The 13,058-nt window shown below is 41.8% G+C and carries 13 protein-coding genes and 1 rRNA gene; all 14 read left to right on the top strand.

What is annotated here, in order from left to right; all coding sequences use genetic code 11:
• The first annotated feature begins 88 nt into the window (after positions 1-88).
• Positions 89-1,474, top strand: coding sequence for a tRNA lysidine(34) synthetase TilS (gene tilS / locus KHA99_RS29875; RefSeq protein ID WP_213121128.1), 1,386 nt, complete (start codon positions 89-91; stop codon positions 1,472-1,474).
• A gap of 25 nt (positions 1,475-1,499) precedes the next feature.
• A complete protein-coding gene (hpt, locus tag KHA99_RS29870) occupies positions 1,500-2,039 on the top strand; it encodes a hypoxanthine phosphoribosyltransferase (RefSeq protein ID WP_249367023.1) in 540 nt (179 codons plus the stop codon).
• 135 nt (positions 2,040-2,174) lie between these two features.
• Positions 2,175-4,115, top strand: coding sequence for an ATP-dependent zinc metalloprotease FtsH (gene ftsH / locus KHA99_RS29865; RefSeq protein ID WP_213121127.1), 1,941 nt, complete (start codon positions 2,175-2,177; stop codon positions 4,113-4,115).
• A gap of 111 nt (positions 4,116-4,226) precedes the next feature.
• Positions 4,227-5,012 (top strand): type III pantothenate kinase, encoded by a 786-nt coding sequence (locus tag KHA99_RS29860; RefSeq protein ID WP_213121126.1) that lies wholly within the window; start codon positions 4,227-4,229, stop codon positions 5,010-5,012.
• Between the two features lie 13 nt (positions 5,013-5,025).
• Positions 5,026-5,904: an Hsp33 family molecular chaperone HslO gene (gene hslO / locus KHA99_RS29855; RefSeq protein WP_213121125.1), complete on the top strand. Its 879-nt coding sequence runs from the start codon at positions 5,026-5,028 to the stop codon at positions 5,902-5,904.
• Between the two features lie 24 nt (positions 5,905-5,928).
• Positions 5,929-6,828: a peptidyl-prolyl cis-trans isomerase gene (locus KHA99_RS29850; RefSeq protein ID WP_213121124.1), complete on the top strand. Its 900-nt coding sequence runs from the start codon at positions 5,929-5,931 to the stop codon at positions 6,826-6,828.
• Positions 6,829-6,990: 162 nt separating this feature from the next.
• On the top strand, positions 6,991-7,920 hold the full coding sequence (cysK, locus tag KHA99_RS29845) for a cysteine synthase A (RefSeq protein WP_213121123.1): 930 nt from the start codon (positions 6,991-6,993) through the stop codon (positions 7,918-7,920).
• Between the two features lie 105 nt (positions 7,921-8,025).
• Positions 8,026-8,871: a dihydropteroate synthase gene (folP, locus tag KHA99_RS29840; RefSeq protein ID WP_213121122.1), complete on the top strand. Its 846-nt coding sequence runs from the start codon at positions 8,026-8,028 to the stop codon at positions 8,869-8,871.
• Complete coding sequence (gene folB / locus KHA99_RS29835; protein WP_213121121.1) at positions 8,864-9,223, top strand: dihydroneopterin aldolase; 360 nt, start codon at positions 8,864-8,866, stop codon at positions 9,221-9,223. Before folP ends, folB begins: the two co-directional genes overlap by 8 nt.
• Before the next feature lie 2 nt (positions 9,224-9,225).
• The gene (folK, locus tag KHA99_RS29830) at positions 9,226-9,753 is read left to right on the top strand and encodes a 2-amino-4-hydroxy-6-hydroxymethyldihydropteridine diphosphokinase (RefSeq protein ID WP_213121120.1); all 528 of its coding nucleotides are present in this window, start codon (positions 9,226-9,228) and stop codon (positions 9,751-9,753) included.
• Entirely contained in the window at positions 9,705-9,911 is a 207-nt protein-coding gene (locus KHA99_RS29825; protein ID WP_213121119.1) for a helix-turn-helix domain-containing protein, read from the top strand. Before folK ends, KHA99_RS29825 begins: the two co-directional genes overlap by 49 nt.
• Positions 9,912-9,946: 35 nt before the next feature.
• Positions 9,947-10,948, top strand: coding sequence for a tRNA dihydrouridine synthase DusB (dusB, locus tag KHA99_RS29820; RefSeq protein ID WP_213121118.1), 1,002 nt, complete (start codon positions 9,947-9,949; stop codon positions 10,946-10,948).
• Positions 10,949-11,128: 180 nt separating this feature from the next.
• Complete coding sequence (gene lysS, locus KHA99_RS29815) at positions 11,129-12,625, top strand: lysine--tRNA ligase (protein ID WP_213121117.1); 1,497 nt, start codon at positions 11,129-11,131, stop codon at positions 12,623-12,625.
• A 350-nt stretch (positions 12,626-12,975) separates the two neighbouring features.
• Positions 12,976-13,058: ribosomal RNA gene (locus KHA99_RS29810) — 16S ribosomal RNA — on the top strand; the annotation flags it as partial.

The raw sequence follows: 13,058 nt of genomic DNA, 5'->3' as shown, positions 1-13,058 counted from the left end.
GGTCTATAATTTTGATAGTTACTCTAAAAGAGTGGTATTCTAAACTTAAGTTTTTTCAAAACATTGATTTTAGAGAGTGTGTATCTGTATGTTAGAAGCCAAGGTTGAGGACTTTCTTAACCGGCATTCATTTAAGCTTAAAGATAAAAGAATTGTCGTCGGGGTTTCAGGCGGGCCTGATTCGTTGGCGCTGCTCGACTTCCTGCTAAGGAAGAAGGAAAAACAGAACCTGACAATTGTAGTTGCCCATATTGACCATATGTTTCGCGGCCAGGAATCCTTTGAGGATGCTATGTTCGTTAAGGAATTTTGTGAACAGTATGGAGTTCCTTTTGAAATGACCCGGGTAAATGTAACGGACATCATGAAGGAGGAAGGGAAAAGCTCACAGGTAGCTGGCAGGGAAGTACGATACTCCTTTTATTCGCAAGTTATGGAAAAGTATCAAGCCCCCTATTTGGCTCTTGGGCATCATGGTGATGATCAGATTGAAACGATTCTCATGCGCTTTACAAGGGGCAGTACAGGTTTGGCCAGGGCTGGCATTCCTTTCTCCCGCCCCTTCCATTTCGGCACAATATTTCGCCCGTTCTTATGTGTAACAAAGGGTGAAATTGAACAGTATTGCCAAAAGCATCAGCTTACACCAAGAATCGATCCAAGCAATAAAAAGGGTGTATACAGTAGAAATCGGTTTCGCAGCGAAGTTCTTCCTTTTTTAAAATCAGAAAATCCTCTTGTCCATGAACAGTTTCAGCGATTTAGCGAAGACCTGCAAGCGGATGAATCGTTTCTTCAGGAATTAACGATTGAAAAAATGAATAAAGTAGAAAAACAAAGAGAAGCCGATAAAATTTTGATTGACATTGGGGGATTCATCGAATTGCCTTTGCCTTTACAAAGAAGGGGTATTCAACTAATATTAAACTATCTTTACAAAAAAAGGTGCGCAGATCTTTCAGCCATACATATCGACCAAGTTTTTAATCTAATCCAGCGCGGCGGACCATCGGGGAAATTGGATTTTCCGGGTGGATTAAAAGTAATCCGTTCTTATCAGGAATTATCCTTTGAATTTAAGCCCGCTAAAGGGGAACAATACTTTATCGAGGTGAATGAGCCTGGAATGATTAATCTGCCTAATGGCACCAGTGTTAAAGTGGAATACACCGGTTTGGATATTGCTGATATTCCAGCCAATATGGCGGTGTTTGAAACCGAGAGATTGTATTGGCCTATTATCATACGGACAAGAAAAAAAGGCGATCGAATGACCTTAAAAGGGATGACAGGTTCCAAAAAGTTAAAAGATATCTTTATTGACCAAAAAATCCCGCTTCATGACAGGGATACGTGGCCGGTCATAACAGACAGGGAAGGGAGTATCCTATGGCTGCCAGGTCTTAAAAAGTCATCATATGAAGGTATAGAAATGTCAGCTAAACAATATATACTACTTACATATATTAAGTAAACATCTTCTAGGGGGCACTCTAATAATGAACCAGGATATTAAAGAAGTATTAGTATCAGAAGAGGAAATACAAGAAAAAGTAAAGGAGTTAGCGGCTCAATTAACCGAGGAATATAAAGACCGCTTCCCCCTTGCAATTGGAGTTTTAAAAGGTGCATTGCCTTTTATGGCCGATTTGTTAAAACGAATGGATTGCTATTTGGAAATGGATTTTATGGATGTTTCCAGTTACGGAAACTCGATGGTTTCCTCCGGAGAGGTAAAAATAATTAAGGATTTGGATACATCTGTAGAAGGAAGAGACATCTTAATTATCGAAGATATTATCGACAGCGGTTTAACACTCAGCTATTTAGTCGATTTATTCCGTTACCGCAAGGCTAAATCCATAAAAATTGTCACGCTCCTGGATAAGCCGGCGGGTAGAAAAAGCAAGATACAAGCTGATGTTGTTGGTTTTATTGTTCCTGATGAATTTGTGGTAGGCTATGGTTTGGATTACATGGAAAAATACCGGAACCTTCCATATATTGGTGTTTTGAAACCGGAAGTATATAGCAATTAGTCATTAATCGGAACCAAAAAGCCAGGCATTATTCTCGCTGGCCAAAACCTACTATGGCGAGGGCAATTCCTTGAATTAACAGGATTTTCTATGATACTATTTAATATAGTCTTTACCCGCGGGAGGAGGTAAGAGATGAATCGGATTTTCCGTAATACCATCTTTTATTTATTAATATTTTTAGTCATTATTGGCGTAGTCAGCTTTTTTAATGGCAGCAATGAACCAACCGATCATATTTCCTATGATAAGTTCGTAACACAACTGGAAAATGGTGAAGTTAAATCATTTTCGATGCAGCCTGAGCGGGGAGTATATGAGGTTCGTGGAGTGTTGGAAGCTGGTGATAAAAAGTTTATTACCTATATTCCAAACAGCGAAAAAATCCTAGATCGCATTGATAAAGCTGATTCCAAGGTAGAAGTAATGCCTGCTAAAGAAACAAGCGGCTGGGTAACTTTCTTTACTTCGATTATTCCGTTTGTGATTATCTTTATTTTATTCTTCTTTTTATTAAACCAAGCCCAAGGCGGCGGAAGCCGAGTTATGAACTTTGGGAAATCAAAAGCAAGACTTTATAACGACGATAAGAAAAAGGTCCGTTTTAGAGATGTTGCCGGTGCAGATGAAGAGAAGGCCGAGTTAGTGGAAGTTGTTGAATTCTTAAAAGACCCGCGTAAGTTTGCTGAGCTTGGCGCGCGGATTCCTAAAGGAGTTCTGTTAGTCGGACCTCCAGGAACAGGTAAAACTTTGCTTGCCCGGGCAGTAGCCGGTGAAGCAGGAGTTCCGTTCTTCTCAATCAGTGGTTCTGATTTCGTAGAAATGTTCGTCGGGGTCGGTGCATCCCGCGTGCGTGATTTGTTTGAAAATGCGAAGAAAAACGCACCATGTATTATTTTTATCGATGAAATTGATGCTGTAGGACGTCAGCGCGGCGCTGGTCTAGGCGGCGGGCATGATGAACGCGAACAGACATTGAACCAATTGCTTGTCGAAATGGATGGCTTTGGTGCTAACGAAGGAATCATTATCATTGCGGCTACCAATAGACCAGATATTTTAGACCCTGCATTACTTCGTCCAGGACGTTTTGACCGTCAGATTACGGTAGACCGTCCGGATGTCAATGGCCGTGAGGCAGTGCTTAAAGTCCATGCCCGCAATAAGCCGTTAGATGAAGCTGTTAATTTAAAAAATATCGCGATGCGTACACCTGGTTTTTCAGGTGCAGACCTGGAAAACTTATTGAATGAGGCAGCCCTTGTTGCCGCCCGTCAAAATAAAAAGAAAATTGATATGGTTGATATCGATGAAGCAACTGACCGCGTGATTGCTGGACCGGCGAAAAAGAGCCGAGTCATTTCAGAAAAGGAAAGACGGATTGTTGCTTTCCACGAAGGCGGTCATACTGTTATCGGCTTAGTCCTGGATGAAGCCGATATGGTTCATAAGGTAACGATTGTACCGCGCGGGCAGGCAGGCGGTTATGCCGTGATGCTTCCGAGAGAAGATCGCTACTTCATGACAAAGCCCGAATTGCTTGATAAGATTGTTGGTCTATTAGGCGGACGGGTTGCAGAAGAGATTGTGTTTGGTGAGGTCAGCACTGGCGCTCATAATGACTTCCAGCGTGCCACCGGCATTGCCCGTAGAATGGTAACGGAATTTGGAATGAGCGATAAGCTTGGACCGCTTCAGTTTGGTCAGGCGCAAGGCGGTCAGGTATTCTTGGGACGTGACCTTCATAATGAACAAAATTATTCTGATGCTATCGCCTATGAAATTGACCTTGAGATTCAACGGATTATAAAGGAATCTTATGAAAGATGCCGACAAATCCTTACTGAAAATCGTGATAAACTTGACCTTATTGCTAAAACCCTGCTGGAAGTGGAAACACTAAATGCAGAGCAAATTAAGTATTTGATTGAAAATGGCCATTTGCCGGAAAATCCTGCTGAATTAGAATCTGTTCGCTTAGATACTAAAAAAGCAGATGATGTGAAGGTAAACATAAACATGAAAAAGGATGAAGACGTTAAGGAAGATGCCCCTAACGATCCTGAAAATAAATAAAATGAAGAAGAGTGCTTCAGCAGAAGCACTCTTATTTTTTTTCACCAGTAATGTAAATATGGTATTATGTTTGCATATAAATGAAAATTTCCTAAAAAGTGAGTGATAGATGTGATCTTCGTTATTGATGTGGGGAATACAAATATTGTCCTTGGTGTTTACAAAGGAGAAGAGCTGAAATACCATTGGCGGGTGGAAACAAGTCGGAACCGTACTGAAGATGAATTTGGGATGAATATTAAGTCTCTGTTTGATTATTCCGGCCTTGCTTTTTCCGATATAGATGGAATTATTATTTCATCTGTTGTTCCGCCAATCATGTTCGCCTTAGAGAGAATGTGTCATAAATATTTTCATGTGAAACCTCTGGTTGTTGGTCCTGGCATTAAAACAGGCCTAAATATTAAATATGAAAACCCTCGTGAGGTTGGAGCAGACAGAATTGTAAATGCTGTTGCAGCGATCCATGAGTACGGCAGTCCATTAGTAATTGTTGATTTCGGAACAGCTACTACCTATTGCTATGTAAATGAGGAACGCCAGTACATGGGCGGTGCCATTGCACCAGGAATTGGCATTTCTACTGAAGCCTTGTATTCAAGAGCAGCGAAACTGCCGCGTATTGAGATTGCCCGTCCGGAAGGGGTTATTGGGAAAAACACCGTTGCTGCTATGCAGGCTGGAATTGTTTATGGTTATGTTGGACAGGTTGAAGGCATTGTCAGACGGATCACAGATCATAGTGAGAAAAAGCCGACTGTTATTGCTACAGGCGGACTGGCCAGTTTAATCGCCCAAGAGTCAACGGTTATTGATGTAGTCGATCCATTTTTAACTTTAAAGGGCCTTCACCTTATCTATAAACGGAATATGGATAATATAAAGAATAGCAACTAGAAAGGGGTTTAACATGAAGGATTATTTAGTTAAGGCACTTGCCTATGATGGAAATATTAGAGCGTATGCCGTCCGAACGACGGAAATGGTCAGTGAGGCGCAGAGACGCCATCAAACATGGAGGACTGCCTCTGCCGCGCTTGGCCGCGCGATGACAGCAGGGGTGATGATGGGGGCGATGCTAAAAGGCGACGAAAAGCTGACCATCAAAATCGATGGGGGCGGCCCGCTTGGACCGATTCTCGTCGATAGTAACGCGAGCGGTGAGGTGCGCGGATATGTGACCAACCCAGAGGTTGATTTTGAATCCAATGAGCACGGTAAGCTTGATGTCCGCCGCGCGGTCGGAACGGACGGGACATTAGCGATTGTAAAGGATATTGGCCTCCGGGATTTCTTTTCCGGCCAGGTTCCGCTTGTGTCAGGAGAACTAGGAGAGGATTTTACATATTATTTTGCAACCTCAGAGCAAATTCCGTCCTCAGTGGGCGTGGGTGTCTTGGTGAATCCTGATGATTCCATTCTGGCAGCTGGCGGCTTTATCCTGCAAATCCTGCCTGGAACAGAAGATGCTGTGATTACTAAATTGGAGGAACGGTTAAAGACGATTCCGCCTATTTCAAAATTGGTGGAAAAGGGTTTAACCCCTGAAGAAATTTTGAATGAACTTTTTGGACAAGAGAATGTGAAAATCTTGGAGACCATGCCGGTCAAATTCCAATGTACTTGTTCAAAACAGCGCTTTGCTGATGCCATCGTCGGATTAGGTGCCCATGAGATTACCGCGATGATTGAAGAGGATGGACAAGCAGAGGCTCATTGCCATTTCTGTAACGAGAAATACCTCTTTACAAAAGAAGAGCTGGAGGAATTGAAAGAAGCAGCTAAATAATCGTTTATGGGGAGAGAATTAGGCTTGGGGAAAAAGCAACTGTGGATGATAATCGCCGGCCTTATTATGCTGAATTGTTTAACAATCGCTTTTTTTCTGGCAAAGGGAACCGGAGCTGGCGGAACTGCAATAAATGATGAAGCCGTGGCTACCGTGGGGAAGCAGTCAATTACAAGGCAGGAATGGCTAAATGAATTGGAAAAAAGATATGGGAAAGATATCTTAAAAGAGCTGATTGATCAAAAGGTTATTCGAGAGATGGCAAAGAAGTATGACATTAAAATCTCGGACCAAGAGGTTGAACGTGAATTTCGGCTCCTGCAGGCTTCGAATAGCGCATTCAACCAAAAAAATCAGCTTGATGAGAAAAGGTGGAAAGAACAAATACGGGACAGTCTTCTCCTGCAAGAGCTTTTGACAAAAGACGTGATCATTTCTGATAAAGAATTACAGAGTTATTACCAAAAGAACAAGGATTTATACGAAGTTCCTGAGATTTATCATCTTTCCCATATTGTCGTGAAAACCAAGGATGAAGCGAGTAAGGCAATAAAAGAATTGGCCCAAGGATCAAGCTTTTCGGCCTTGGCCATGGAGAAATCTATTGATGAATTTTCCGCGAATGAGGGCGGGGATATCGGGTATATTAGTGATGGGGATGAGCGATACCCGGAAAGTTATATTGCCACGGCAAAAAAATTAAAGAAAAAAGCTTATAGTAAACCATTTAAGATTGATGATGGGTTTGCCATCATCAAAATGGAAGGCAAAACCAGCGGTAAAAAGTATTCCTTCAACGAGGTTAAAAAACAAGTCCGCCGACAATTGGCCCTAGAGCAGATGAAGACCCCAGCCTCCGCTTCTTCCTTCTGGAAAGAAGCCAAGGTAGACTGGTTTTACGGGAAAAATAAAGAAACAAATTAAAGCACAGGAGTCCATCTTGTGTTTTTCTTTTAGATAATTTGTTACGAAAATTTTCACAAAATTCCCTAGTCAAAAGGATTGACAAAACAAGTATAAAACTGGTAAATTCAATATATATAAATCCAATAAAAATACTCGGAATAGAATGGAGAGAGATTTCAAATGGTTCGCGTAGCAAATTCCATTACAGAATTAATTGGGCAAACACCGATTGTAAAGCTTAACAAATTAGTTGATGAAAATAGCGCAGATGTTTATTTAAAGCTTGAATACTTTAATCCAGGCAGCAGTGTAAAAGATCGTATCGGATTAGCAATGATTGAAGCTGCAGAAGAAAAAGGCTTAATCAAACCAGGTGTCGATACAATCGTTGAGCCTACAAGCGGCAACACAGGTATCGGACTTGCGATGGTAGCTGCTGCAAAGGGCTATAAAGCTGTTTTTGTAATGCCAGAAACAATGAGCTTAGAAAGACGGAATCTGCTTCGTGCCTATGGTGCGGAATTAGTTCTTACACCAGGACCAGAAGGAATGAAGGGAGCTATTGCTCGCGCCGAAGCTTTAGTAGCTGAAAAAGGCTACTTCATGCCACAGCAGTTCAAAAACGAAGCCAACCCTGAAGTACACCGCAGAACAACAGGAAAAGAAATTGTCGAGCAAATGGATCAGCTCGATGGATTTGTTTCCGGTATTGGTACAGGCGGAACTATTTCCGGTGCTGGCAGTGTTATCCGTGAAAAATTCCCTAATGTAAAAATTTATGCAATTGAGCCGCAGGATTCTCCAGTATTGTCCGGCGGTAAGCCTGGACCGCATAAGCTGCAAGGCCTTGGTGCTGGATTCGTGCCAGATACATTAAATACAGAAATTTATGATGAAGTTGTTCAAATCAGCACGGAAGAAGCATTTGATGCTTCCCGCCGCGCGGCCAGAGAAGAAGGAATTCTTGGCGGTATTTCTTCCGGCGCTGCTATTTCTGCAGCATTAAAAGTGGCAAAGGAACTTGGAAAAGGCAAAAAAGTATTAGCAATTATACCTGATAACGGCGAGCGTTATTTAAGTACTCCTCTATATCAATACGATGTAGAATAAGTGAACGGACAGGGGGACGTCGGCAATTGCCGGCGCCTCTTTTTTTGTGTCCTAGTCCTATTTTATTGTATGATTGAAGGATAAGAGTTTTTAGGAGGGAATGGGATGAATGTAGCTTTTGAACAAAACATCAATTGCGGGCCATACACGTTGGACATGAGCCAAAAAACCATTGTGATGGGAATCCTCAATGTCACACCAGATTCATTCTCCGACGGCGGTAAATTTAATAATATTGACATGGCTGTTGAACATGCTAAGAAACTGGTTGAATCTGGCGCTGATATTATTGATATCGGAGGAGAATCTACCCGTCCGGGCTTTGCGGTGGTTCCTGAGGAGGAAGAAATTAAGCGGGTAGTTCCGATAATTGAGGCCATTGCCAAACAAGTTCAAGTGCCAATTTCGATTGATACATACAAAGCGGAAGTGGCCAGGCAGGCGATCCAAGCTGGTGCCCATATTATTAACGATATCTGGGGCGCAAAGGCGGATGAGCGGATGGGTGAGGTTGCGGCGGAATATGATGTTCCAATTATCCTAATGCACAATCGACATGACCGAAATTATCGATTGTTTGTAAGGGATGTCATCAATGATATATATGAAAGCATCGCGATTGTTAAAAAAGCGGGTGTGAAGGATGAAAATATTATTCTCGACCCGGGCATTGGTTTTGCTAAGGACTACCAAGAAAATCTGTTGATGATGCAAAATTTGGATAAGCTTGTGATGCTTGGCTACCCTGTCCTCTTGGCAACCTCTCGAAAAACGATGATTGGACAGGCCTTAAATCTGCCTGTTAATGAAAGAATGGAAGGTACAGGGGCAACCATCTGTTACGGCATTCAAAAAGGCTGCCAAATGATCCGTGTTCACGATGTCAAAGAAATGAGCAGGATGGCAAGAATGATGGATGCAATGATGGGAAAGGGTGACATGCTTGGATAAAATATATGTTAATGGTATGGAGTTTTACGGCTACCACGGCGTTTTTCCCGAAGAAACCGTATTGGGGCAGCGCTTTTCTGTCGATTTGTCTGTCTCATTGGATTTAAAAACAGCAGGTGAAACTGACGCGCTTGAACATTCTGTTCATTACGGTGAGCTTTATCAATTATGTAAGGAAGTAGTCGAGGGTGAGCCTAAAAAGTTGGTCGAGGCAGTCGCTGAGAAAATTGCCGGAAGTGTCTTATTAGGATTTCCTTTAGTTGAAGAGGTTACGGTGAAGGTGATAAAGCCTGATCCGCCTATTCCCGGTCATTACGAATCTGTTGCTGTCGAGATTACAAGGAGAAGATAAAAGTGGAAAATACAGCATTTATTGCCCTTGGCTCAAATATCGGAAACCGTTATGATAATATGGCGAAGGCTATCCAAATCTTAACCAATCATCCGGGAATTCAGTTGGTAAATAAGTCCTCTATATACGAGACAGATCCTATCGGCTATGAGGATCAGGATTTATTTTTAAATATGGTAATCGAGATTAAAACAGTCTTAAACGCCAATGAACTATTGGATACATGTTTAAAAACCGAGCAGGAACTTGGCAGGAAAAGGGAGATCAGATGGGGGCCGCGGACGATTGACCTTGACATTTTGACATTTAATCACGAAAATATTGAAACAGAGAAGCTTATTGTTCCGCACCCGCGGATGCTGGAACGGGCGTTTGTGATGATTCCGCTTTTTGAAATAAATCCAGATATTCATATTTCGGGGATGAAGAAGCCTCTTAGAGCATGTATGGTTGAATTACAAGATAAAGAAGGAGTCCGAATATGGAAGCAGAAAAATGGGGAAGGCGGATTCGAGCCTATCGAAAGCTAAAAGGTTTTACACAAGAGAGCTTTTCAAAGGAACTGGGGGTATCAGTTTCCATTTTGGGAGAAATTGAGCGGGGCAACCGTCTGCCAGCAGAGGAGTTGCTGGAGAAAATTGCGCTGTCTTTAAAAATAACGAAGGAAGATTTAGCACCAAAGGAATAGATGGATAGGGAAATTTTAGTTAAGGAGGACGTTTAATGCTGAAAATTGGCAATATTGAAACGAAGAACCCTGTCGTCTTGGCGCCTATGGCTGGAGTCTGTAACTCGGCATTCCGTCTGACGGTAAAAGAGTTTGGCGCCGGATTGGTCTGCGCCGAAATGGTCAGCGACAAAGGAATAGTTTTTAAAAATGAAAAAACAATGAACATGCTTTATATTGATGAGCGGGAAAAACCATTAAGCCTGCAAATTTTTGGCGGCGAAAAAGAAACACTTGTCGAGGCAGCAAGATTCGTCGATAAAAATACGAACGCTGATATTATCGATATTAATATGGGCTGTCCGGTTCCAAAAATCACAAAATGTGATGCTGGAGCGAAATGGCTGCTTGATCCTAATAAAATCTATGAAATGGTTTCGGCTGTGGTAGATGCTGTTGAAAAGCCTGTTACGGTTAAAATGCGGATGGGCTGGGATGAAGACCATATCTTTGCGGTTAAAAACGCGCAAATGATTGAAAAGGCAGGCGGGAAAGCTGTTGCTCTGCACGGTAGAACGCGCGTCCAAATGTACGAAGGAAAAGCGAATTGGGATATTATCCGTGAAGTAAAGCAGTCAGTAAATATTCCTGTCATCGGCAACGGTGATGTGCAAACACCACAGGATGCCAAAAGAATGCTAGATGAAACCGGTGTTGACGGTGTCATGATCGGCCGGGCTGCACTTGGAAACCCTTGGATGATTTATCGTACGGTTCAATATTTAGAAACCGGGAAATTAATGGGCGAACCATCTGTCCGTGAAAAAATTGATGTCTGCATTCTACACCTCGATCGTTTGATTGCGTTGAAAAACGAGGATATCGCAGTCCGTGAAATGCGTAAGCATGCTGCCTGGTATTTAAAAGGAATCCGCGGCAATGCCAAGGCGCGCAATGCCGTCAATGAGTGCCTTACACGCGAACAGCTGGTTTCCTTGTTAAACGAATTAGTAGTAGATGCAGAGGCAAAAGAACAAAGTCAGGCAATAGTAGGCTGAATTTGACATAGATATTGCTATTTTCTATAATTATTTTGTTTGAAGTGAAGGCTGCCAGTGTGTTACTGGCAGTTTTTATTCTATTCTATCTTTTTTAATGTCTGAATTCCGAAGTTTGTGTAAAATAATAGAAGTATGCAGATGCGCGAATTTTACATGCATTTTACATAAAAAAGTTTAATGGAGTTGATAGTTGTGAGTGAAGAATTAAATGACCAATTAAAGGTCAGACGTGAAAAAATGCATTCGATGCGGGAAAAAGGACTAGATCCCTTTGGTAAACGTTTTGATCGTACACATAGCAGTCAAGAGTTAATCAGTCAATATGGCGAAGTTGATAAAGAGGAATTGGAAACCCAAAATGTGACTGTTGCCATTGCCGGGAGAATTATGACGAAACGCGGCAAAGGGAAAGCTGGATTTGCTCATATCCAGGATTTAACTGGTCAAATTCAATTATACGTAAGACAGGACGCAGTTGGCGAAGAGTCATATGAAATTTTTGATTCAGCTGACTTAGGCGATATTGTCGCAGTACATGGAACCTTATTTAAAACGAAAGTTGGCGAGTTATCTGTTAAAGTTGATAACTTTGTGTTCTTAACAAAAGCACTCCGCCCGCTGCCGGATAAATTCCATGGCTTAAAGGACGTTGAACAGCGCTACCGTCAGCGTTACTTAGATTTAATCATGAGCCAGGAAAGCAAAGAAACCTTTATTACCCGCAGCAAAATCATTCAATCAATGCGCCGTTATTTAGATGACCATGGTTATCTAGAGGTTGAAACACCGATGATGCATGCCATCGCTGGCGGAGCATCTGCGAGACCATTTATCACACATCATAATGCTCTTGATATGCCGTTGTACATGCGGATAGCGATTGAACTTCATTTGAAGCGTTTGATTGTCGGCGGTCTTGAAAAGGTTTATGAAATCGGTCGGGTATTCCGTAACGAAGGAGTTTCTACACGTCATAATCCTGAGTTTACGATGATTGAATTATATGAGGCATATGCTGACTATCGCGATATTATGAGTTTGACAGAAAACCTCATTGCTCATATTGCGCAAGAAGTATTAGGTACAACAACAGTACAGTACGGAGAATATGAAGTAGACCTCAAGCCGGAGTGGAAAAGACTCCACATGGTTGACGCCATCAAAGAATACACTGGTGTGGATTTCTGGAAGGAGACGAGCGTCGAAGATGCCCGTCAGCTTGCGAAGGAACATGGTGTAGAAATTACTGAGCATATGCTGTATGGTCATATCGTTAATGAATTCTTTGAGCAAAAAGTAGAAGAAAAGTTGATACAACCGACATTCATTTATGGGCATCCGGTTGAAATTTCTCCGCTTGCGAAGAAAAATGACGAGGATCCGCGCTTTACAGACCGTTTTGAGCTGTTTATAGTTGCCCGTGAGCATGCTAATGCATTTACAGAGTTGAACGACCCGATTGATCAGCGTGAGCGTTTTGAAGCCCAGTTAAAAGAACGCGAGCAGGGTAATGATGAAGCACACGAGATGGATGAAGATTTCGTAGAGGCATTGGAATATGGAATGCCTCCAACAGGTGGACTAGGAATCGGTATTGACCGTTTAGTAATGTTATTGACAAACTCACCATCGATTCGTGATGTTCTGTTATTCCCGCTAATGCGTCATAAGTAACTTGTTATGGAAAAGTGCTGTTAAAACAGCACTTTTTCTTTTATTTTTTAATTAATAGAGTGAATATTTAAACTTGTATTTAGGTTTAAAAAAACTGATAAAAACTATTGCGCGAAATTATTAATGGTGGTATATTAATATCTGTTGTTGCGAGACAATAAGCTTCAACAAAGGAATTTAAAAAAGTTGTTGACATTAAGTTGATAACTTGGTATGATAAGAAAGTCGCTTTTAGGCGGCGAGTTAAATAGTTCTTTGAAAACTAAACAAACAAAAACGTCAACAAACAATAATATTCGTTTCATTTGAAACGAAGCCAACGTAACATTTTTGAGCTAATCAACTCAACTTTATTGGAGAGTTTGATCCTGGCTCAGGACGAACGCTGGCGGCGTGCCTAATACATGCAAGTCGAGCGAATCACTGGGAGCTT

This window comes from Neobacillus rhizophilus (assembly GCF_018343535.1).
GTDB classification, from domain to species: domain Bacteria; phylum Bacillota; class Bacilli; order Bacillales; family Cytobacillaceae; genus Neobacillus; species Neobacillus rhizophilus.
The sequence above is the reverse complement of the archived record's forward strand: the minus strand, read 5'-3'. Positions and strand labels throughout refer to the sequence as shown.

What these genes read in the sequence shown, in the direction of transcription:
- tilS (WP_213121128.1), top strand. Translation starts at nt 89, where the DNA reads ATGTTAGAAGCCAAGGTTGAGGACTTTCTTAACCGGCATTCATTTAAG.
- hpt (WP_249367023.1), top strand. Translation starts at nt 1,500, where the DNA reads ATGAACCAGGATATTAAAGAAGTATTAGTATCAGAAGAGGAAATACAA.
- ftsH (WP_213121127.1), top strand. Translation starts at nt 2,175, where the DNA reads ATGAATCGGATTTTCCGTAATACCATCTTTTATTTATTAATATTTTTA.
- hslO (WP_213121125.1), top strand. Translation starts at nt 5,026, where the DNA reads ATGAAGGATTATTTAGTTAAGGCACTTGCCTATGATGGAAATATTAGA.
- cysK (WP_213121123.1), top strand. Translation starts at nt 6,991, where the DNA reads ATGGTTCGCGTAGCAAATTCCATTACAGAATTAATTGGGCAAACACCG.
- folP (WP_213121122.1), top strand. Translation starts at nt 8,026, where the DNA reads ATGAATGTAGCTTTTGAACAAAACATCAATTGCGGGCCATACACGTTG.
- KHA99_RS29825 (WP_213121119.1), top strand. Translation starts at nt 9,705, where the DNA reads ATGGAAGCAGAAAAATGGGGAAGGCGGATTCGAGCCTATCGAAAGCTA.
- dusB (WP_213121118.1), top strand. Translation starts at nt 9,947, where the DNA reads ATGCTGAAAATTGGCAATATTGAAACGAAGAACCCTGTCGTCTTGGCG.
- lysS (WP_213121117.1), top strand. Translation starts at nt 11,129, where the DNA reads ATGGAGTTGATAGTTGTGAGTGAAGAATTAAATGACCAATTAAAGGTC.